Here is a 21,015-nt window from a genome sequence, read left to right on the forward strand (position 1 = left end):
GGACGCGTTGCTGGGAGGACGCAGCGCCCTAGAGCACGGCGTCTTTTCGCACACCGTTCGATGCGAAGAAGCGCTTGAGCCGCACTAGCGCTTCCTGCTGGATCTGACGCACGCGTTCGCGCGTCAGGCCCATTTCGTCGGCGAGTTCTTCGAGCGTGGCCGGCTCAATATGGTTCAGGCCGAAACGGCGCTCGATCACATGCCGGTGTTTGTCGGAGAGACGGGAAAGCCACAGCTTCGTGAGCGTTTCCAGTTCGCGATGCTGAACTTCCGAATCCGGAGACTGGCTTGCGTCGTCGGACAGCAGATCGAGCAGGCTGCTCGCGGGATCGAGATCGAGCGGCGCATCGAGCGACGCCGTGTGTTCATTGAGCGCGAGGATGTCCGTGACTTCCTCGGGTGTTTTGCCGGTGAGATGCGCGATGTCATCAATACTCGCATCGCGCCGGTCCGGCGCAATGGCCGCCGTCGAATTCGCCGAGCTTTTTTCGAGATGACGTTTCGCGCGCAGCACCTGATTGAGTTCGCGAATTACGTGAACGGGCAAACGCACCGTGCGCGCCTGATTCATGATCGCGCGTTCGATGCTCTGCCGGATCCACCACGTGGCATAAGTCGAAAACCGGAAACCACGCGTCGGATCGAATTTTTCGATGGCGTGCATCAAACCAAGATTGCCCTCCTCGATCAGATCGAGCAGCGGCACGCCACGATTCAAATACCCCTTGGCGATACTGACCACCAGCCGCAGATTGCGCTCGATCATGACCTGGCGCGCCTCGAATTCGCCGGCTTTTGCCAGCCGCGAATAGCGCTGCTCTTCCTCGACTGTCAGCAACGGCTTTACGCTAATGCGATTCAGGTAATGCTGGATTGTGTCGGCCGTGAGTTCGGCCTGCAAAATTGACTTGAAGTCGTCGACATCGGGTACGGAATCAGCCGCACCCTCGACGGTATCCTTGCCGTTCGCGCCACTTTCTTCGTCTGAATCAAGCTCGGCGTCGGCCGTTTCGCCTTCAGATTCGTCTGCCTGGCTCGAAGCGCCGTCTTCCACCGTTGTCTGCGTGGGTCGGCTGATTGTCTCAGTCTCGGCTTGCGGCGGCTGGCGCTTCGATTTAGGCATGATGGTTTCGCTTATTGCGGCGGCAAATACTTCAGAGGGTCGACAGGTTTGCCCTGCCGGCGGACTTCGAAATGCAACATCACGCGGTCCGAATCGCTGTTGCCCATCTCGGCGATTTTCTGCCCTTTTGTCACCGCGTCTCCCTCTTTTACCATCAAAGCACTGTTATGTGCGTACGCGGTAAGAAAAGTTGCGTCGTGCTTGATGATGACGAGATTGCCGTATCCGCGCAGACCGTTGCCGGAGTAGACGACCCGTCCATCGGCCGCCGCATTGACCGGATCTCCGGTTGCGCCGCCAATGTTCAAGCCTTTGTTCTTCGCGTCGTCGAACGTGCCGAGAATAGGTCCGCGCGCCGGCCAGATGAACGCCGGCTGCGCAGCCGGAACCGCGGCCGTGCCATTGTCAACACTCGTTCCCGGCGGCTGCGTCATGGCCAGTCCTGGCGCCACTGTGCCAGGCATTGCCCCCATGCCGGACGACGTGCCGTAATTCGGCGCCGGCGGCACGCTGCCATTCGCGCCCGGCACAGCCGACGTATTCGCTCCGTACGTATTATTGAGCGGCTGGGCCTGCACCCCGCCACCAACGATTGGAGCGGTAGAAACGCCCGGTGTTGCCGCCGCGAGATTGGCGCCCGGAGGTGCCACGCGCAGCAACTGGTCGACTTCGATCTGGTTCGGGTTCGTCATGTTGTTCCACGACGCGATATCCCGATAATTCTGGCCGTTTTCCAGTGCGATCCGGTATAGGGTGTCACCCGGCTTCACCCGGTAGTAACCCGGCGGCGGCGGACCCGGCGGCAACACGGCTCCATCCTGGGCAGCCTGCGTGCCGATAGCGGATCCAGTCCGGTCGACAACGGGCGCCTGATCCATCCGGGTCGCGCAGGCGGCCAGTGCGGACAGCGCCACGACGCATACACCGCGCTGAACCGCTGACAAAACGGGGTTCGCGCTCACTTCTCGTTTAGCACGCAACATACTCATCGGTGTCAAATCACTCCGGATTTTAAGGGTACAAAGAAAACCCGATCGAGCTGCGACTCGCGCCATTGAGTGGGCGAAACGCGCTCGACGAGCGTCAGTATCTGCGCTTGGGCCGTCTGGGATCCGACTGGCGCTACAAGTCTGCCGCCTACAGCGAGTTGATCGAGCAACGCCTGCGGAACGTCGAGTCCGGCACAAGCAATCACAATGGCGTCGAACGGCGCAACCGCCGGCAATCCGAGGCGGCCATCGCCGTAATGCAGACGGATGTTCGGCACGCGCAACGGCCGCAGGTTCAGCTTTGCGCGCTCGGATAACGGCCGGATCCGTTCGATCGAATACACGTCGGTTGCTACCTGCGACAACACAGCTGCCTGATACCCGCAGCCCGTGCCGATTTCCAGCACATTTCTGAGCGTGCGTCCGGCTGCGACCAGCTCGATCATCCGCGCGACCACGGACGGCTTGGAGATAGTCTGATGATGACCGATCGGCAACGCAGCATCCTCATAAGCCTGCGTGGCAAGTCCGGGATCGACGAACATATGGCGCGGCACTGCGGCCATGGCGGCGAGCACGCGTGCGTCCGTTATGCCGTTGGCACGCAGTCGTTCGACCATGCGCTCACGTACTCGTTCCGATGTCAGCGCGTGAGTGCTTTGGTGCCCGACCCGGGACGCAGCCTTTCGGACGGCGTTCGGTTTGACCTCGGGCTGCGACGCCGGTTTTAACTTCGCTGGTTGCAAATTCGCCGGTTGTCCATTCGCAGGTTGTACATTCAATCTCGCATCCGGCTTCAAGTGCGTCTTGGACCTTGGCTGAGCATCGCGCGTTTCATTTGGGCGCGCGCCCGAACGCAACGCGCCGGGCTGATGATGCGCGACGATCGTGGAAGGTTTCGACGCAGCATGCAATCTTGCGGCCGAACGGTACTCATCTCCCGTCGATGCAGCCGGATTTCCCGCTACCCCTTGCGCCGCCGTGTTGCCCGTGAGCGCCTTCAATTCAGGTTTCGCCGCCGTACTCGTCCTTAAGCCGGGATGCATGCCAGGCGACGGTTTCACTGCCCTTCCGCCCGCCAGCTTAGGGGAAGCTGCAGAGGCCTTGTGTGTGGCCACCGCGGATTTCAAGACACCACTGCCGCCCGAAATAGCCTTCAATGCCGGCTTGCTGCGCGCATCGGGACGGGCAGTCGCCTTGCGCGGCTCCCGCACCAGATCGGCGAGCGCCAGCGGAAAGCGTTTCGCGCGTTCGTCCGTCATGAACGGCGGCTCCGTGCCTCGGCCCACTCGCGGGTAGCGGGCAGCAGCTTGGTGTGCGTCAGATCGAGTTGCAGCGGCGTGATCGAGATATGGCCGTTCGCCACCGCGTGGAAGTCCGTGCCTTCGCTGGCATCGAGCGCGTCGCCAGACGGCCCGATCCACCAGATCGGATTACCGCGCGGATCGATTTGCCGAACGACCGGCTGCGATGGATGGCGCTTGCCCAACCGCGTAATGCGCCACTCGCCCATCTCGTCATACGGCAGACTTGGAATGTTTACGTTGAGCAGCGGATGGCCAGGCATGGGGTGCGCGAGATAGTGCGCGACGATGTCCGCCGCCACGCGCGCCGCGTCCTCCAGATGCAACCAGTCGCGCCCGACCAGCGAGAAGGCAATGGCCGGCACGCCGAACATGAACCCTTCGGTGGCCGCTGCGACCGTGCCGGAATACAACGTGTCCTCGCCCATGTTCTGGCCGTTGTTAATTCCTGATACGACCAGATCCGGCTGCTCGGCCAGCATGCCCGTCAGCGCGATGTGCACCGAGTCCGTTGGCGTGCCGTTGACGTAATTGAAACCGTTCGCCGCAGTGTGAATGGTGAGCGGCCGCGACAGCGTCAGTGAGTTTGAAGCGCCGCTGCAGTTTTGCTCGGGCGCCATCACGGTGACTTCGCCAAGCGGCTGCATGGCCGCGTGCAGCACGTTAAGGCCGCGTGCCAGATAACCGTCGTCGTTGCTGAGTAGGATTCGCATCCGACGATTGTAACCGAGGAAGGAAGGCCCGCGGATCGGCAGCGGGGCACTCGGCCAAACGGTCTGCTACAGCGCTTTACGGTGGACAAATTGCACGCGTTTTATAGACCTTTCGGCCAACGAGACGCGGGCAGGAAGCACGCGCATGCAGCCCTGATCTACACTGCCAGATCACGATAATTTCACCCGGAGACACCATGCGCGCCATTCGATGCAACCAGTACGGACCACCGGAGTCCCTCGTCCTGGAAACACTCCCTGATCTCCAGCCCGGGCCGGGCCAGGTTGCGATCGACGTCCGCGCCGCCAGCGTGAACTTCCCTGACGTCCTCGTGATTCAGAATAAGTACCAGATGAAGCCCGAACTGCCGTTCACGCCCGGTTCCGAGTTCGCGGGTGTGGTGCGGGCCGTAGGCCCTGATGTCAAGCGGTTGAAGGTCGGCATGCGGGTCGCCGCCTACACGGCGCAAGGCGCGTTCGCCGAGCAGGCGCTGGCAAGCGAAGCGGCATGTATGCCATTGCCCGACGACATCGACTTCGCGAGCGCTGCGGCCATTACGCTCGCGTACGGCACCTCGCACCACGCAGTGGTCGACCGGGGCGCATTGAAAGCCGGTGAAACTTTGCTCGTGCTGGGCGCGGCGGGCGGCGTGGGGCTGGCGGCGGTGGAAATTGGCAAGGCGCTCGGCGCGCGAGTGATTGCGGCGGCGTCGAGTGCGGACAAGCTCGCGTTGTGCGTGGAACATGGTGCGGACGCCATCATCGACTACACGCGTGAAAACCTGCGTGAGCGGATCAAGGCGCTGACAGACGGGAACGGGCCCGACGTGATCTACGACCCGGTCGGCGGCGAGTACGCGGAGCCGGCTTTTCGCAGCATCGGGTGGCGCGGCCGGTATCTCGTGGTCGGGTTTGCAAACGGCGAAATTCCGAAGCTGCCGCTCAATCTCGCGCTGCTCAAGGGCGCGAGTATTGTTGGCGTGTTCTGGGGCCAGCACATCCAGCGTGAGCCCGATCTGGCGAGTGCCGCGTTGCAGCAGATATTCGGCTGGATCAAGGACGGCCGGGTACGGCCGCACGTTACGAAGCGATATGCCCTTGAACAGACCGCCGTGGCATTGAACGACATGGCTAGCCGGCGCGTGTCAGGAAAGATCGTAATCGAACCTTGACGAATCCTGGAAAGACCTAAATCGCCTTGTTCGCCCGCAGTTGCGCAATTTCGTCAGGCTCATACCCGAGCGATTGCAGGACTTCATCGGTGTGTTCGCCGAGTTGCGGGCCAAGCCAGCGTGTCTCGCCCGGCGTCTCCGACAACTTCGGCGTGACGTTCGGCAGCGCGATCTCGCGGCCATCCTGCCAGGGGAAATGCTGGATCATCTGGCGCGCGATGTATTGCGGGTCGGTGAACATGTCGGCCACGCTGTAGATTCGGCCTGCGGGAACATCCGCGGCGTTCAGTACGGCAAGTGCCTCATCTATGGAACGGGTGCAAAGCCATACGCGAATGGCGTCGTCAATTTCGCGTGTGCGCGGCACTCGCCCGTCATTCGATGCCAGCGTGGGATCGTTGCCCAGGTCCTCGCGGCCGATCGCGAGCATCAGCCGCTTGAAGATCGGATCGCTGTTGCCGCCAATGACGATGCTTCCGTCACGACACGGATACGTATTCGACGGCACGATGCCCGGCAGCGACGCACCCGTGCGCTCGCGGATCATGCCGTACACGCCGTATTCGGGTACGACGCTTTCCATCATGTTGAAGACGGCTTCGTACAACGCGACATCGACCACCTGCCCCTTGCCGCCATTCGCTTGCCGGTGGTGCAGCGCCATCAATGCACCGATCACGCCATGCAGCGCCGCAATGGAGTCACCAATTGAAATGCCGATGCGCGGCGGCGGCAGGTCGGGGTAACCCGTGATGTGGCGCAACCCGCCCATCGATTCGGCGATGGCGCCAAAGCCCGGCCGGTCGCGATACGGCCCGGTCTGCCCGTATCCCGACAGCCGCACCATCACGAGACCTGGGTTTTCTGCAGATAACACCTCGTAACCCAGCCCGAGTTTCTCGAGCAAGCCCGGCCGGAAATTCTCGACGACGATATCGGCTTGCTTCGCCAGCCGCCGGACAATCTCCTTGCCTTCGGGAGACTTGAGATTGACCGTCACCGACTTTTTATTACGTGCCTGAACGGCCCACCATAGCGATGTCCCGCCTACTTCCGGATACAGCTTGCGCCATTTGCGCAGCGGATCGCCGCCGTTCGGATCTTCGATCTTGATTACGTCGGCGCCGAACTCGCCCATGAAGCGCGCGGCGAACGGCCCGGCAATCAGCGTACCGAGTTCGAGCACCTTGACGCCGGCGAGCGGTCCCGTAGAAACGCTCATGGTGTCTCCTTCCTTATCTTGTCCACAGCGGTTTTCACAGCGGAATGTCGAGCGCCTTGAACCGCGGCGAACCGTCGGCAAGCGTGCCATTGAACAGGTCCGCCGGGCGCACCCACAGGCCATGATCGTGCGGCCAGAGATGCTCATAGACGATCATCGGCTCTTCCGTCTCTGAATGCCGCGCCACGCCGATCACGCGATATAAACCGCCCTTGTAATGCCGGTGCGTGGCGAGTGCCAATGCTTCTGCTTCGGTCATGTCATTGCCTTGTTGCGGTGTAACTAAGGTCTACACGCTGCGGTCTAAACTGAGCGCCTGTCCAGCATCGCACGCGCGATCGTGCCTGCGTCAACGTATTCGAGTTCGCCGCCTACCGGCACGCCACGTGCGAGGCGCGTCACCTTCAGGCCCTTCGACTTGAGCGTCTGCGCGAGGTAATGCGCGGTCGCCTCGCCTTCGTTCGTGAAGTTCGTGGCAAGCACGATTTCCTTCACGAGGCCGTCGGTGGCTCGCTGGATCAGGCGATCGAAATGGATCTCTTTCGGCCCGATGCCGTCGAGCGGACTCAACCGTCCCATCAGCACGAAATACAGTCCGCGATACGTCAGCGTCTGTTCGAGCATGATCTGGTCAGCGGGCGTTTCGACCACGCAGAGCAGTTCAGGATCGCGTTCGGGGTCAATGCAGACTTCGCAAATTGCCGCCTCGGTGAACGTATTGCACTTTTCACAGTGTTGCAGATGCTCGGTGGCGAACATCAGGGAGCGGCCGAGCTTTTCAGCGCCCGGCCGGTCGTGCTGCATCAGGTGATAGGCCATGCGCTGAGCCGACTTGGGGCCCACGCCCGGCAGCGCGCGCAATGCTTCGACGAGCGCCGACAAGGCGGAAGGTTGTTTCATGCGCTTGGGACCCTATGCTCTGAGGGTTGAGATATTTAGAACGGCAGCTTGAAACCCGGCGGCATCGGCATGCCGGCCGTCATGCCGCTCATCTTTTCCTGCGTGGTGGCTTCGGCTTTACGCACGGCGTCGTTGAAAGCAGCGGCAACGAGGTCTTCCAGCATGTCCTTGTCGTCAGCGAGCAAGCTCGGGTCGATGGTTACGCGGCGGACGTCGTTCTTACACGTCATGACCACCTTCACGAGACCAGCGCCAGACTGTCCTTCCACTTCGACCAGGGCGAGTTCGTCCTGCATCTTCTTCATGTTGTCCTGCATTTGCTGAGCTTGCTTCATCAAGCCGGCGAGTTGGTTCTTCATCATGGTCGGGCTCCTTGCTGGAAACGGGGTAAAGAGAATGAGTGCATGCCACGTGGTTCGAAATTGGCTCGGGACCGCGCCGGCTGTGAATGGGTGATGGGCGTTGCCTCGCGTGCTTTATACGCTTACAGCGGGTGTTTCGATGTTCATTTGAGCCGTCCGGCACGCAGGGGGTTTCTCACCTCCGTGCTTGCCCAGCTCTCTTGGTCTGACAGACTGAACGAAGCTTAGACGCTCTGACTCGTTCGCTCCGCAGGGGTTCTGGCTTTATCGCTCTCCAGCTTTCTCGGGCTGCGTAGCTTAACGGCTTTCGGCGCTTGAACACAGCGTGCTTGCCTGCGGTGCAGTGTCCGCGATGTCCCGCCGCCTACCATCCTTTCGCGCCAGCCTTTCTTCGCCCACCGAAATAACGTCAGTTTGCCGATGCCGCATTCTGGCCGCCATCCTGCGCATTAATTGGTGCCAGCGCCGATGCCAGCGGCTTGATCGAACCCTGCACGATACTCGCGCCAAAATCGCGGATCAGCGATTGCACGAACGGGTTCTGCGTAATCTCCCGCTCCGCCTCATGCTGGCGCTGCGCGCGAGCAGCGGCGTCGAGCGCGGCGGCCGTGCGACGCGCCGGACCGACATTCACATTCACGTCGATCGACCGCCCGAGCTTATCGGTCAATGCAGCCTTCAGCTTCGCAACCTGTGCGCTTTCGGCGTATTGCGGGACCGGCACGGCAAGCGTGATGGACGTGTCGTCGCATGCGGTCAGTTCACTATTGAAGGCGAGTTGGTAAGCGATACCCTTCAGCGGCAAATCCACCGCAAGCGCTGGCCAGTCACCGCTCACGCCAATGGCATCGAGCGAGACGGCGGGCGGCAGCGGACGTGCATCGACTCTGGGCGCTGGCTTGGCGGCGGGTGCATCGTTAAAGTGCAGGTCGTCGGGACCGCTGTCGAACGCCGGCATGAAACCGTCGTCGGGCGGCATAAAAAAGCCCTCTTCCGACGACACCGGTTGATAGTCGTCCAGCGGCATTTCTTCCCATGGAGGGGTTGCGCCGCCGGTGTTCTTGCTGGCACTGGCGCCCGTGCCGCTGGCACCCCGCGACGCTCCGGCATTTGAATCATTGCCGTTCGCGTTCGGCTGCGCACCGCCGAACCTGGAGTCGCCCGCTGCGGGTGCTGCGCTTCGATCGGCCGAAGCAGCAGGCCGGCGTGGCACGGGAACCTGCACGGTAGGCGTCGCCTTGGGGGCTGCAGGTTTGCGCACGGGTTCGGGAGCACGCGCCCCGCGATCCGACGATACCCGCATGCCCGCGCTGCGCAACACATCGAGCGCGGCGCTAGCACCGCCCGTCGCACGTGGCGATGGGGCTTTTTCAGCCGGCGGCACACCCCGGTTCTCGACTTGGCCCTTGCCCCCGGTCTCGGCCCGATCGGCAGCAGCGCGATCGACGAGTCCCTGGGCGGCTGCGGCCAGCGCGGAGTTGGAGTCGGAATCGGGTTCTGACTCAGAAATAGCCGGGACGTCGTCCGGCGAGGCATCGGAGCTGGCAGAGGGCAAAGGCGTGTCGACAGAGCGCTGCGGATCTAAGGATAGTGCCGCTGCCCCAGGGGACTGCGATCCAACAGGAATAGTCGCCGGTGGGTTTCGCGCATCCACTGCGTCCACCTTCGCACCATCGTCATGCTCGTCGACAAACTTGTCCGTCGGCGCTTCAGCTTTCCCTTGCTCTGCATCATCCGGATCGATAACGCGAGCCTGGGCAACCGCGGGGGTAACGATTACCTCACCCGTTTGATCAGGCTCCGTGATCACCCGCGCGTTCGGCGCTGGCTCAGGCGCGGGCTCAGGCGCTGGCTCAGGCGCTGGCTCAATCGCGACGTTTTGCACTACATCGCCACTAGTTGCTGCAAGATTCTCGGGCGGGACGGCTCCCGAACCCGCCGCCGGCGCCGGAGCCGGATCGCGCTGATCCGCAGCAGCGCTGTGCTCGGACGCCGCCAATTGACCCGCATCCTGCGCAGGCGTTGTTTTCACACGATCCGGAGCCGACGCCGCCGATCCTTCCGAAGCGACATCAGCCACACGATTCACCGCCGGCTTCGCCGCGCCCGCAACCGGCGAGACCGCCCCACCGGCGACAACACCACTCGGGACCGATTGACGTGCTCCTCCTGCACCTGGCGAGCCCACAACAGCCTGTCTCACCTGCGCGCCCCCCCCGCCACCTCCACCCGGACCACCAGCGGGCTCGAATGCAAGCATGCGCAACAGGGTCATGGTGAAACCGGCATATTCATCGGGTGCCAGCCCCATCTCGCCTCGCCCGATCGTCGCGATCTGATAGAACAGTTGCACGTGCTCGGCGCTGAGCAAGTCGGCGAAACGGCGGATATCGGTTGCCTCCGGCCATTCGTCCAGCACCGAAGCCGGCGCGTATTGCGCCCACGCGATCCGGTGCAACAAGCCGGCCAAGTCCTGCAGCGCTGTGGAGAACGACAAACTGCGCAACGCCATCTCGTCCGCGATGCCAAGCACGCCCTGCCCGTCGCCGGCCGCGAGGGTATCGAGCAAGCGGATCAGATAACTCTGGTCGAGCGCGCCGAGCATGCCGCGCACGGCCTCCTCGGTGACCTGGTTTGCCGAATACGCGATGGCCTGGTCAGTGAGCGAAAGCGCGTCGCGCATGCTGCCGTCTGCAGCACGCGACAAAAGACGCAGCGCTTGCAGCTCGTAAGGGATCTGCTCTTCACCGAGCACATGTTCCAGATGCCCCACGATCTGCCCTGCCGGCATCTGCTTCAGATTGAACTGCAGGCAGCGCGACAGCACGGTGACGGGGATCTTCTGGGGATCGGTGGTGGCCAGGATGAACTTCACGTGCGCGGGCGGCTCTTCCAGCGTCTTCAACATGGCGTTGAACGCGTGGTTCGTGAGCATGTGCACTTCGTCGATCATGTAGACCTTGAAACGCGCATCGACGGGGGCGTACACCGCGCGCTCGAGCAACGCGGCCATTTCGTCCACGCCGCGATTACTGGCCGCGTCCATCTCCACATAATCGACAAACCGTCCCTCATCGATCTCCTTGCACGCCCGGCATACGCCGCACGGCGTGGATGTCACGCCGGTCTCGCAATTGAGCGCCTTGGCGAAGATCCGCGAGAGCGTCGTCTTGCCGACACCACGGGTGCCGGTGAACAGATAGGCGTGGTGCAGCCGTGCGCCGTCGAGCGCGTGCGAGAGCGCGCGCACCACGTGCTCCTGGCCAACGAGCGAAGCGAAAGATTTGGGCCGCCACTTGCGTGCGAGAACTTGATAGGTCATGCCGAAATTGTATCAGCAACGTCAAGAGGCAAAAGCGTTTCGCCGAGGGGCACGCGCCTGCGGAAACGGCGCGCAGGAACCTGCACCGCATACGGGCGAAGCGGCTTCTCGGGCAGCGAAAAACGTGGATGAAAAACATGCAAACGAGCGTGGATACGAGCGCACGAAAGACACAAACCCTGACAGGCCATCCGGAACCCGGAAGACAGGAAGCTTGAAATACTAGGGACAAACGATCGGACGCAGGGGAAATACGGGGGACGAAATACGGCGAAGTAGTGAGGCGAGGGACTGTGAACGACTAGACGATGACGAACAACGAGCAACAAAAGCGAAGGTGACGAGCCCGACCCTCGGCACTGGTAGAAAACGGCTGTGGCTGCTTCGTTCCCGACCTGACCAGGTTGACCGCGCCACCATGCGAGGAGGCCCGTCACGGAGAATCATATCAGAGAAGGATCGCCACGCCCACCAGCAAGGTGGGTGCTATTGCAATTCAGGCGCGCAATCGCAATATGCATGACCTGGGGCCAGTAGCCTTGCCGCCTGTGCTCGCTGTGTAAATACTCCGCTGAATCCGCGGCGAAATCCGGGGCTGGAGATTCACCCAGACGGAGCCTATCGGTACCCGGCAACAGATAGCAAAGTAAGCTAAGATGACAATTTGAAGCACCGGTGAATCACCGTGTGACGGGCAGAACGCGGCTTTTCCGGCAACGGTATGCGCCCATCCAAGCGAGCGGCTCTACACCCCGCAGCGCGGCGAACTATTTCCTGTTTTGGTGTATCGTGGCGAGCATTCAAACGCGGGCCTCGAATTCATAGAGGTATTCACATAATGAGCGAATCGATCAAACATATCAGCGACGCATCCTTTGACCAGGACGTCACGAAATCGGATAAACCTGTCCTGCTCGACTTCTGGGCGGAATGGTGCGGCCCTTGCAAGATGATTGCTCCGATCCTCGACGAAGTGGCCAAGGATTATGGTGACCGCCTGCAGATCGCGAAGATCAATGTGGACGAGCATCAGTCGACACCGGTCAAGTTCGGAGTGCGCGGCATCCCCACGCTGATTCTGTTCAAGAATGGTGCAGTCGCCGCGCAGAAGGTCGGCGCTTTGTCCAAATCGCAACTGACCGCGTTTCTGGACAGCAACCTGTGATTTGAAGCTGTAACGCGCAGTTGTGACTCGACGCCGGAAAGCCCGCAACGGCATTTCCGGCTCTTGCCGAACAACTGCCTTCCGGCGGCACGACCGGCCTCTGAGCCGCGTCTCATGCGGATGGCATCGGCAAAATCCAAGTAAAGACGTCAAAAGCACAGTTAGCTGCACGTGAGATTCCAGCAGATTGTTGTGCGACCACAACATGAATGAATCACACTGCCACCACGGCCACCCGAGGCCCTGTCGGCATGTGCTATGCTAGAATCCTAAGACTGCAAGACGTTTCTTAAGACGGCAAGACGTTTAGGTCCTTGAGCGTTCAGCTCACTTCTCCTCCCAAATTCTCTGTTGCACCTCTTCTCCCTGGCGGGAAATCCGTATGCATTTATCCGAGCTCAAGTCTCAGCACGTCTCCGCATTGATCGAAATGGCCAATGGCCTGGAGATCGAAAACGCCAATCGACTGCGCAAGCAGGAATTGATGTTCGCGATTCTTAAAAAGCGCGCCAAAACTGGCGACACGATCTTCGGCGACGGCACGCTCGAAGTATTACCTGACGGCTTCGGCTTCCTGCGCTCGCCCGAGACTTCGTATCTCGCCAGCACAGACGACATCTACATCAGCCCGTCGCAGATCCGGCGCTTCAATCTGCATACTGGCGACACCATCGAAGGTGAAGTGCGTACGCCGAAAGACGGCGAGCGCTACTTTGCACTGGTCAAGGTGGACAAGGTCAACGGCCAGGCGCCGGAAGCCTCGAAGCACAAGATCATGTTCGAAAACCTGACGCCGCTGCATCCGAACAAACCGATGCCGCTCGAGCGCGAAATGCGCGGTGAAGAGAACGTGACAGGCCGGATCATCGACATGATCTCGCCTATCGGCAAGGGTCAGCGCGGGTTGCTGGTGGCCTCGCCGAAATCAGGTAAGACCGTGATGCTGCAGCACATTGCGCATGCCATCAAATCGAACCACCCGGACATTGTGCTATTCGTGCTGCTGATCGACGAACGGCCTGAAGAAGTGACGGAAATGCAGCGCTCGGTGGTCGGCGAAGTGATTGCCTCCACCTTCGACGAACCCGCCGCGCGCCACGTGCAAGTCGCGGAAATGGTGATCGAAAAGGCCAAGCGCCTGGTGGAAATGAAGCACGACGTCGTGATTCTGCTCGACTCCATCACCCGTCTCGCACGCGCCTACAACACGGTTGTCCCGGCATCGGGCAAGGTGCTTACCGGCGGTGTGGACGCAAACGCACTGCAACGCCCGAAGCGCTTCTTTGGCGCGGCACGTAACATTGAGGAAGGCGGATCGCTGACCATCATCGGCACGGCGCTGATTGAAACCGGCAGCCGGATGGACGACGTGATCTACGAAGAGTTCAAGGGCACCGGCAACATGGAAGTGCACCTGGAACGCCGCCTCGCAGAAAAGCGCGTGTATCCGTCGATCAACCTGAACAAGTCCGGCACGCGCCGCGAAGAACTGCTGATCAAGCCGGACCTGCTGCAAAAAGTCTGGGTACTGCGCAAGTTCATTCACGACATGGACGAAGTCGAGTCCATGGAATTCCTGCTCGACAAGATCCGTCAAACCAAGAACAACGCTGAGTTCTTCGATCTGATGCGCCGCGGCGGTAGTTAATCCAGCATAGTTAATCCAACGCGCTGATTCGAATCATGAAAGCCGCCCGCATTCGCGGGCGGCTTTTTTTCGTCTGCTGGAACAATACGCGTGATTGATGACGTGAACGTTCACGTTCATGTTGGTCTATAATTTCCGCATGCCATCAGCCGCCGATCAAACCATCGGCCAGCACCATGCCCAGCGAACTGCTCACCGTACGCGACGCCGCCGAACGTCTCGGCGTCACCCCCCGCACGCTGAAATACTACGAAGAACGCGGTCTGCTCACGCCCAGCCGGAGCGAGGGGCGTTACCGGCTATATGACGAAAACGACCTGGAGCGCTTCGGGCGCGCTTTGCGGCTGCGATCGCTGGGATTTTCGCTGCACGGCATCGTCGAGATGCTCAAGCGGCCGCTCGAAAAAACGGAAGCTGGCCACAACCGCTATTCGCCGGATTCGCTGGCAGAGATTCGCCAGGGTCTGCAGCAGCAGCTTGATGCCATCGACACCCGTATCGACTCCGTGCGCCGCGAGCTGAAAGAAGCGCAAGCCGTGCGCGCCGAACTGCGTCTCGACCTGGATTACGTGGAAGCGCGGCTCGCCGGTCAGCCTGCCGATGCGTTGCTTGAACTAAGATCGAAGGCGAGCGCGAAGCCCGGGAGCGCGAAGTAATGAGCGCGCGGGCACCGGTGTTCACCGTCGAGCGATTGCGCGGCGACTTTTTCCCGTGGGTGCTCGCGCTCGTAACCGGGCTCGATTACTTCGACAACGCCATCTTCTCGTTTTTCGCCGGCTACATTGCAGGCGGCGTCAATGCATCGCCCGATGAACTCGTGTGGTCATCGAGCGCTTACGCGGTGGCCGCCGTCCTCGGAATTTTGCAGCAGCAATGGTGGGTAGATCGTCTCGGGCGCCGCCGATATGTGGCCGGCTGCATGCTGCTTTACTCATGCGCCGCAATCATGTCGGCGCTCACAGAAACCTCGCTGCAACTGATGTTCACGCGCGCTCTGCAAGGCTATTTCATCGGCCCGATGATGGGCGCGTGCCGGATCCTGATCCAGGTCAGTTTTACGCCGCAAAAACGCTCCGGCGCGACACGTGCGTTCTTGATGCTGATCGTGGGCAGCAGCGCGCTTGCGCCTTTGCTCGGAGGTTGGCTGGTCGCACGCTTCGACTGGCGGGCGCTATTCGCTTGCACCGCACCGGCCGGGCTTGCATTCGCCGGACTAGCCATGCTGGCGCTGCCTGATACTGGCAACGTGCATCAGGAGGAACGAGGCTCGACATCGTTCTGGCCTTACCTGTTGTTTGCGTTTGCCCAGGGCGCGCTGCAGATCGTCATGCAGCAAGTGCGCTTTGAACACTTCACCACGTCGCCAACGCTCGTGATGCTGACGGCGGCGGGTATCGGCTCGCTCGCCTGGTTTGCTTGGCATCAATGGCATGATCCCGCTCCGCTCGTGCGCCTCCACGCGCTGCGAGAACGTTCTTTCCGGATCGGCCTCGCGCTTTACATGCTCTATTACTTCGAATCGACGGGATTCAGTTACCTGATCTCACGGTTTCTTGAACAGGGACTCGGTTATCCGGTCGAGAACGCCGGACGGCTGGTCGGCATTACCTCGCTGATATCCGGGTCCGCGCTGTTCCTGTATTTCAGGTACACCAAGTACGTCACGCGTAAAAAGTGGATCATCGTGCCAGGATTCGCTATTGCGGCGCTCATCGGTTGGATGATGACGCGCATGTCGCCGGACGTTGCTCAAGGCGATCTCATCCTGCCGATGCTGTTGCGTGGCCTGTTGCTGCTTTTTATTGTGTTGCCGGTGGCGAACCTGACCTTCAAGATCTTTGCGATCGAAGAGTTCACCCATGGCTACAGGCTGAAGAACATCGTGCGTCAATTGACGCTCTCGTTTGCGACGGCGGCGGTGATTATTGTGGAGCAGCATCGGCAAGCGCTGCATCAATCGCGTCTCGCCGAGGCCGTGAATCCGTACAATCCGGAGTTTCAGAATGCGGCGGCCGCGCTGGCGAACGGCTTTGCCGCGGCTGGCCACACGGCAAGCGAAGCCCACGCGCTCGCCATCGCGTCGATCGCGCGCATGGTCACACAGCAAGCGGCCTTTTTGGCGTCGCTCGACGGCTTCTATTTCCTGACGGGCGTCGCCATTTGCGGGGGCGTGTTTGCCCTCTGGCAGAAACAGATCGATTGAGTTCGAGCGTGTAAGCGCGCGACAAGGACCTTATGGCCAATTTCCTGGCGCGGCTGATCAGCGGGAATCGTCGAGAACGGGCGCTGCGCAAACACGCCATCGACCACACGCTCTGGCAAAACACGCTCGATCGCCTGCCGTTTTTCGGCCATCTCGACGACGCCGAACGCGCACGGTTGCGCGAATGTACAACGCTTTTTATCGCGGAAAAGGAGTTCTCAACCGCCCACGACCTGACGCTCACCGACGCGATGATCGTCGCCATCGCGGTACAGGCCTGCCTGCCCGTGCTGAATTTGAGCCTGGAGTTGTACCGCGGCTGGGTCGGCGTGATTGTGTATCCGGGCGAGTTCGTGATCCGCAAGACGGTCGAGGACGAGGCCGGCGTGGTGCACGAGATTGAACACGATGCGAGCGGCGAGGCGTGGGAAGGCGGCCCGGTCGTGCTGTCGTGGGAAGACGCGCAGATGACCGGCGGCGTGGATGCCTACAACGTCGTCATCCACGAGTTTGCGCACAAGATCGACATGCTCAATGGCGAGGCAGACGGCCACCCGCCCCTCTTTCGCCGCTGGCACGCGCCGCTCGATTCCAACGCCTGGAACAATGTCTTCGATCACGCCTACGACCATTTCTGCGCTCAGGTCGATGCTGTTCCCGCGCGCCGCTGGGGCCGATTTGAGCGCGATTCGCTGATCGATCCCTACGCCGCCGATCATCCGTCGGAATTTTTCGCGGTCTGCAGCGAGGCGCTTTTCGTGCAGCCCGTGGCGTTCGAGCAGGAATATCCCGAGTTGTATCGCTTGCTCGCGCGGTATTACCGGCAGGACCCAGCGGGCGTGGGGGCACTGGACTCACCGGGGCAGCACTGATCCCGAGACCGCGGTCCAGGCGCCCTGAAAACATGCCAAACGGCTGATTTTCTGGCATAATCGCCGTTTTTCGACCTCTGGCAAGTGGCTCGCGCTCGCAGGATCGGCTTGCAAGATAGGCTTGCAAGATAGGCTTGCAAACACGCGCAAAACCCGCAAACCGGGTGGGCTGGCTACCAACAGATACCAAGGAAAGACCATGAAAGAAGGCATTCACCCGAATTACCGCGAAGTGCTGTTCGTCGACATGTCGAATGACTTCAAGTTCATCACACGTTCGACCATCAACACGCGCGAAACCGGCGAGTTCGAAGGCAAGACGTACCCGCTGGCAAAGATCGAAGTGTCGTCGGAATCGCATCCGTTCTACACCGGTAACCAAAAGATCATGGACACGGCCGGCCGCGTCGAGAAGTTCAACAAGAAGTTCGCTGCATTTTCGGCAAAGAAGTAATTAGTCGAGAAAACAGCCAAGGCTGGATTCGAAAAAAGGCAGCGAAAGCTGCCTTTTTTTCGTCTGTGCCCCGTCTCTGCCCCGTCTCTGTACCATGCAGCGGGGAAATCTGGAGCCAATCGGGCAAACTCGCCCCGCCAAACCCCCTCGCTGCAAGCACCGCAATGACGCGCGCGACGCCGCCCGTCTACAATGCCGGATTCGGTAAAAGTCGCACGAGCCGCCAAGGCACGAGATTCGCGTGTCATGCACGACCCAAGCGCCGCCGAATTGCTCCATCAGCGCTCCATCAGTTTCTGCTCCCTCGCCCAAACGCATGCGAAATGTCGTCCGCCTGACCGCCTCCGCCACCAGCGCCCTGCCGCGCTGGCTGCTGCTCGCCATTTGTATCATCTATGCGTCGTTTGGACTGTTCGGCCGCGACCCGTGGAAAAACGAGGACGCAGCGGGCTTCGGCGTGATGTGGACCATGGCCAACGGCAGCGTGAAAGACTGGCTGCTGCCGAATCTGGTAGGCAAGGCGCTTACCGGTGACGGCCCGTTCATGTACTGGTTGGGCGCGGGTTTTATCCGCCTGCTGAGCCCTTGGGTCGATGCAAGCAATGCATCGCGGGTGGTACCCGGATTGCTGTTTTGTATCGCCTGCGCGTTCGTCTGGTACACGGCATACCTACTTGGCCGGCGCGACGAGGCACAACCGTTCAAATATGCGTTTGGCGGCGAGCCCGAGCCGCGCGACTACGGCCGCACGCTCGCAGACGGCGCGCTGCTGATCCTGCTCGCGTGCTTCGGCCTGGCGGAACGCGGCCACGAAACCACGCCCCAGCTTGCTCAGTTTGCCGGCACCGCCATGCTGGTCTACGGCCTCGTGCGTAGCTGCGACAAGCCGATCCAGGGCGCGCTCATCTGGGGCACCGCGATCGGCTTCGTGGGTTTGTCGAGCAGCCCGGTGCTGGTGCTGGCACTGCTGATTTGCACGCTGGCCATGACTGTCATCGTGCGGGAGGTGCGGCCTTTCTACCTCGTCGTGCTCGGCGTGCCCGTGGCCGTCATCCTGATCGGCGCATGGGTGTGGCCGGTGCTGCACTTCTACCCGGACGACGGCGAATGGTGGCTGCGCCAATGGTGGCGTAACAGCTTCGACTCGTTTTCCGGTTCGCCGATCCAGGCACTCTCCTACGCCCTCAAGAACCTGCCGCTCTTCACGTGGCCGGCTTGGCCGCTCGCCATCTGGACCTTCGTGAGCTGGAGCGGACTGCGGCGCTCGCCGCACGTGGCTGTGCCGTTATCGGTGATCGGGCCGCTGCTGGTGCTGGTGATCCTGCAAAGTCATCAGTCGAACCGCCTGTTCATGCTGCTGCTGCCACCGTTGTCCGTGCTGGCCACGTTCGCGCTGCCCACGCTCAAGCGCGGGGCGATCAACGCCATCGACTGGTTCGCGATGTTGAGTTTCACGCTGCTCGCCACGTTCGTCTGGCTTGTCTGGACCGCGGGCCTGTTTGGTTTCCCCGCGCCGCTCGCGCGCAATCTCGCGCGTCTCGCGCCTGGTTTCCAGCCCGAATTCAAGATCCTGTCGTTCGTGTGCGCGGTCGCTGTAACGGTGTGCTGGTTTTCGCTCGCGCGCTGGCGGCTCGCGCGTCATCCGAAGGTGCTGTGGCGCAGCGTCGTGCTGTCGAGTGCGGGAACCACGCTGATGTGGGTACTGCTGATGACGCTGTGGCTGCCGGTGGTGAACTACAGCCGGACGTATCGCGACGTGGCGGAACAGATCGCCGATCATTTGCCGCCTGATTACACCTGCATTTCCCCGGTGCGTCTGGGCGACGCGCAGATTGCGACCTTCGCGTATTTCGGCGGCATGCATTTCGCCTTCGATGAAGACTGCGACGTGATCCTGCGCCAGGACACGCAGGATTACGGCGAACCATCGTCAATCTCGGCGTTCGAGTGGAAGCTCGTATGGGAAGGCCGGCGCGTGGCCGACCGTGACGAGCGATTCCGGCTGTATGTGCGCATCGAGCGGCCGGTGGCGCCGGTCAAGCGGCCGCGACCGAAGTCGCTGCATCGCGGAAGCAACTGACCATGTGGCCGGACGTCCGCAAGATCGTGGCCCTGGCCTGGCCGGTGCTGATCGGCCAGTTGGCGATCATTGCGTTCGCCGTGATCGATACCGCCATGGTCGGCCGTTATTCCGCGACGGACCTTGCCGCACTCGGCCTGGGTTCGTCGATCTACATCTCCGTCTACATCGGCTTGACGGGCATTTTGACGGCCTTGCAGCCCATTGCCGGACAATTGTTCGGGGCGCGGCGCGAAGCCGAAATTGGCGAGGAAGTCCGGCAGGCGCTATGGCTTACGGCGGTGTTATCGGTGATCGGCTTCGTCTGCCTGTATTTCCCGCAGCCTCTCCTGAGCATCGCCGACACGCCCCCCGCCCTGCACGATCGCACCCTCGCCTATTTGCGCATCCTGTCGTTTGGACTGCCCGCGGGTCTCGCGTTTCGTGTCTATAGCTCGCTCACGAACGCCGTTGGCAAACCGCGCCTGGTCATGTTCCTGCAAGTCGGCGCGCTGATGCTGAAGGTCCCGCTCAACCTGTGGTTCATCTTCGGCGGTTTCGGCGTGCCGGCGCTCGGTGGTCCGGGCTGTGCCATTGCGAGCACGATGATCAACTGGCTGATCGCCATTGTCGGAATAACGGTACTTCTGCGTGTCGAGTTCTTCCGGCCGTTCGGCGTGTTTTCGCGATTTTGCTGGCCGGTCTGGCAACGTCAAAAGGCGTTGCTGAAACTCGGCATTCCGATGGGGCTGTCCTATCTGATCGAAGTGACGTCGTACACGTTCATGGCGCTGTTCATCTCGCACTTCGGTACAACCACGCTGGCTGGACATCAGATCACCGGCAACATTGGCGCGGTGCTCTACATGACGCCGCTCTCTATAGGCGTGGCGTCCGCGACCCTCGTCTCGCAAGCCCTTGGCGCAGAACGTTTCGATGCCGCCCGTTCGCTCGCCCGCCACGGCATTGCGTTGTCGTGCGGTATTGCGTGCGTGTACGGCGCGGCGCTGTTTGCATTGCGGCCGTACTTGCTCGAGGCCTACACGCCTGACAGCCAGGTGATCGCGGCGGCCATGCCGTTGCTGGCCATTGTCGTGTTCTATCATTTCTTCGATGCCCTCCAGATCACGACGGCTTTCGTGCTGCGCGCCTACAAGGTCGCGGTCGTGCCCACGGTGATCTACGCGGTCGCGTTGTGGGGTATCGGGCTGGGGGGCGGGTACTTGCTCGGGTTCAACGTGGGCGGTTATACGCCCGCGTGGCTGCAAGGCGCACGCGGGTTCTGGGTCGCGAACTCGCTGAGCCTGGGCGTAGCGGGCGTAGGACTGTTTCTGTACTGGCGGCACATCAGCACGCGGCACCTTCCAGACGATCGCGTCCGCGCAGGGGCCGAGCCAGTTTAGGTTCAGCCGAAACAATCGCGCACTCCATGCAATCAGTTTGGAACGTCTTGTCACAAAACGAAAACAATTGGCAAGGATGACGTAACATTCCGGTAAAATCGCCA

18 protein-coding genes and 1 other RNA gene are annotated in these 21,015 nt (G+C 61.3%); 9 read left to right on the forward strand and 10 right to left on the reverse strand.

Features of this window, described 5'->3' with window-relative positions; all coding sequences use genetic code 11:
• Positions 1 to 28: 28 nt before the first annotated feature.
• The 4 genes from rpoS to surE are packed head-to-tail and all read right to left on the reverse strand — an operon-like array spanning position 29 to position 4,129.
• A complete protein-coding gene (gene rpoS, locus BSU04_RS29505) occupies positions 29 to 1,123 on the reverse strand; it encodes an RNA polymerase sigma factor RpoS (RefSeq protein ID WP_089163835.1) in 1,095 nt (364 codons plus the stop codon).
• 11 nt (positions 1,124 to 1,134) lie between these two features.
• On the reverse strand, positions 1,135 to 2,112 hold the full coding sequence (locus BSU04_RS29510) for a peptidoglycan DD-metalloendopeptidase family protein (RefSeq protein WP_089163836.1): 978 nt from the start codon (positions 2,110 to 2,112) through the stop codon (positions 1,135 to 1,137).
• Positions 2,113 to 2,117: 5 nt separating this feature from the next.
• Complete coding sequence (locus BSU04_RS29515) at positions 2,118 to 3,374, reverse strand: protein-L-isoaspartate(D-aspartate) O-methyltransferase (protein WP_089163837.1); 1,257 nt, start codon at positions 3,372 to 3,374, stop codon at positions 2,118 to 2,120.
• Positions 3,371 to 4,129 (reverse strand): 5'/3'-nucleotidase SurE, encoded by a 759-nt coding sequence (gene surE / locus BSU04_RS29520; protein ID WP_089163838.1) that lies wholly within the window; start codon positions 4,127 to 4,129, stop codon positions 3,371 to 3,373. Before surE ends, BSU04_RS29515 begins: the two co-directional genes overlap by 4 nt.
• Before the next feature lie 197 nt (positions 4,130 to 4,326).
• Here surE and BSU04_RS29525 point away from each other — a divergent pair, with 197 nt between their 5' ends.
• Complete coding sequence (locus tag BSU04_RS29525; RefSeq protein WP_089163839.1) at positions 4,327 to 5,301, forward strand: NADPH:quinone oxidoreductase family protein; 975 nt, start codon at positions 4,327 to 4,329, stop codon at positions 5,299 to 5,301.
• Positions 5,302 to 5,317: 16 nt separating this feature from the next.
• Here BSU04_RS29525 and BSU04_RS29530 read toward each other — a convergent pair whose 3' ends face one another.
• The 6 genes from BSU04_RS29530 to ffs form a co-directional block, all read right to left on the reverse strand.
• Complete coding sequence (locus BSU04_RS29530; RefSeq protein WP_089163840.1) at positions 5,318 to 6,523, reverse strand: CaiB/BaiF CoA transferase family protein; 1,206 nt, start codon at positions 6,521 to 6,523, stop codon at positions 5,318 to 5,320.
• Between the two features lie 34 nt (positions 6,524 to 6,557).
• Positions 6,558 to 6,782: a DUF1653 domain-containing protein gene (locus BSU04_RS29535; RefSeq protein ID WP_089163841.1), complete on the reverse strand. Its 225-nt coding sequence runs from the start codon at positions 6,780 to 6,782 to the stop codon at positions 6,558 to 6,560.
• A 44-nt stretch (positions 6,783 to 6,826) separates the two neighbouring features.
• Positions 6,827 to 7,423 (reverse strand): recombination mediator RecR, encoded by a 597-nt coding sequence (recR, locus tag BSU04_RS29540; RefSeq protein ID WP_031356440.1) that lies wholly within the window; start codon positions 7,421 to 7,423, stop codon positions 6,827 to 6,829.
• Between the two features lie 35 nt (positions 7,424 to 7,458).
• Positions 7,459 to 7,785 (reverse strand): YbaB/EbfC family nucleoid-associated protein, encoded by a 327-nt coding sequence (locus BSU04_RS29545; RefSeq protein WP_089163842.1) that lies wholly within the window; start codon positions 7,783 to 7,785, stop codon positions 7,459 to 7,461.
• A gap of 409 nt (positions 7,786 to 8,194) precedes the next feature.
• A complete protein-coding gene (gene dnaX / locus BSU04_RS29550; RefSeq protein ID WP_089163843.1) occupies positions 8,195 to 11,107 on the reverse strand; it encodes a DNA polymerase III subunit gamma/tau in 2,913 nt (970 codons plus the stop codon).
• A gap of 336 nt (positions 11,108 to 11,443) precedes the next feature.
• An RNA gene (ffs, locus tag BSU04_RS29555) (signal recognition particle sRNA small type) lies at positions 11,444 to 11,542 on the reverse strand.
• A gap of 403 nt (positions 11,543 to 11,945) precedes the next feature.
• Here ffs and trxA point away from each other — a divergent pair.
• From trxA to BSU04_RS29595, 8 genes are all read left to right on the forward strand, one after another.
• On the forward strand, positions 11,946 to 12,272 hold the full coding sequence (gene trxA, locus BSU04_RS29560) for a thioredoxin TrxA (RefSeq protein ID WP_031356443.1): 327 nt from the start codon (positions 11,946 to 11,948) through the stop codon (positions 12,270 to 12,272).
• Positions 12,273 to 12,654: 382 nt separating this feature from the next.
• Complete coding sequence (gene rho / locus BSU04_RS29565; RefSeq protein WP_031356444.1) at positions 12,655 to 13,920, forward strand: transcription termination factor Rho; 1,266 nt, start codon at positions 12,655 to 12,657, stop codon at positions 13,918 to 13,920.
• Between the two features lie 176 nt (positions 13,921 to 14,096).
• Entirely contained in the window at positions 14,097 to 14,576 is a 480-nt protein-coding gene (locus tag BSU04_RS29570) for a MerR family transcriptional regulator (protein WP_089163844.1), read from the forward strand.
• Positions 14,576 to 16,123 carry an MFS transporter gene (locus BSU04_RS29575; protein WP_089163845.1) on the forward strand — a complete coding sequence of 516 codons (1,548 nt, stop codon included), beginning with the start codon at positions 14,576 to 14,578 and terminating at the stop codon, positions 16,121 to 16,123. The genes BSU04_RS29570 and BSU04_RS29575 overlap by 1 nt, the downstream gene beginning before the upstream one ends.
• 32 nt (positions 16,124 to 16,155) lie before the next feature.
• Positions 16,156 to 16,995 (forward strand): M90 family metallopeptidase, encoded by an 840-nt coding sequence (locus tag BSU04_RS29580; RefSeq protein ID WP_089163846.1) that lies wholly within the window; start codon positions 16,156 to 16,158, stop codon positions 16,993 to 16,995.
• Positions 16,996 to 17,194: 199 nt separating this feature from the next.
• A complete protein-coding gene (locus tag BSU04_RS29585; protein ID WP_031356448.1) occupies positions 17,195 to 17,449 on the forward strand; it encodes a type B 50S ribosomal protein L31 in 255 nt (84 codons plus the stop codon).
• Positions 17,450 to 17,765: 316 nt separating this feature from the next.
• On the forward strand, positions 17,766 to 19,529 hold the full coding sequence (locus BSU04_RS29590) for an ArnT family glycosyltransferase (RefSeq protein ID WP_089163847.1): 1,764 nt from the start codon (positions 17,766 to 17,768) through the stop codon (positions 19,527 to 19,529).
• 2 nt (positions 19,530 to 19,531) lie between these two features.
• Positions 19,532 to 20,911 (forward strand): MATE family efflux transporter, encoded by a 1,380-nt coding sequence (locus BSU04_RS29595; protein WP_089163848.1) that lies wholly within the window; start codon positions 19,532 to 19,534, stop codon positions 20,909 to 20,911.
• The last annotated feature ends 104 nt before the right edge of the window (positions 20,912 to 21,015 follow it).

It is taken from the genome of Caballeronia sordidicola (assembly GCF_002220365.1).
In the GTDB taxonomy this organism is placed as follows: domain Bacteria; phylum Pseudomonadota; class Gammaproteobacteria; order Burkholderiales; family Burkholderiaceae; genus Caballeronia; species Caballeronia sordidicola_C.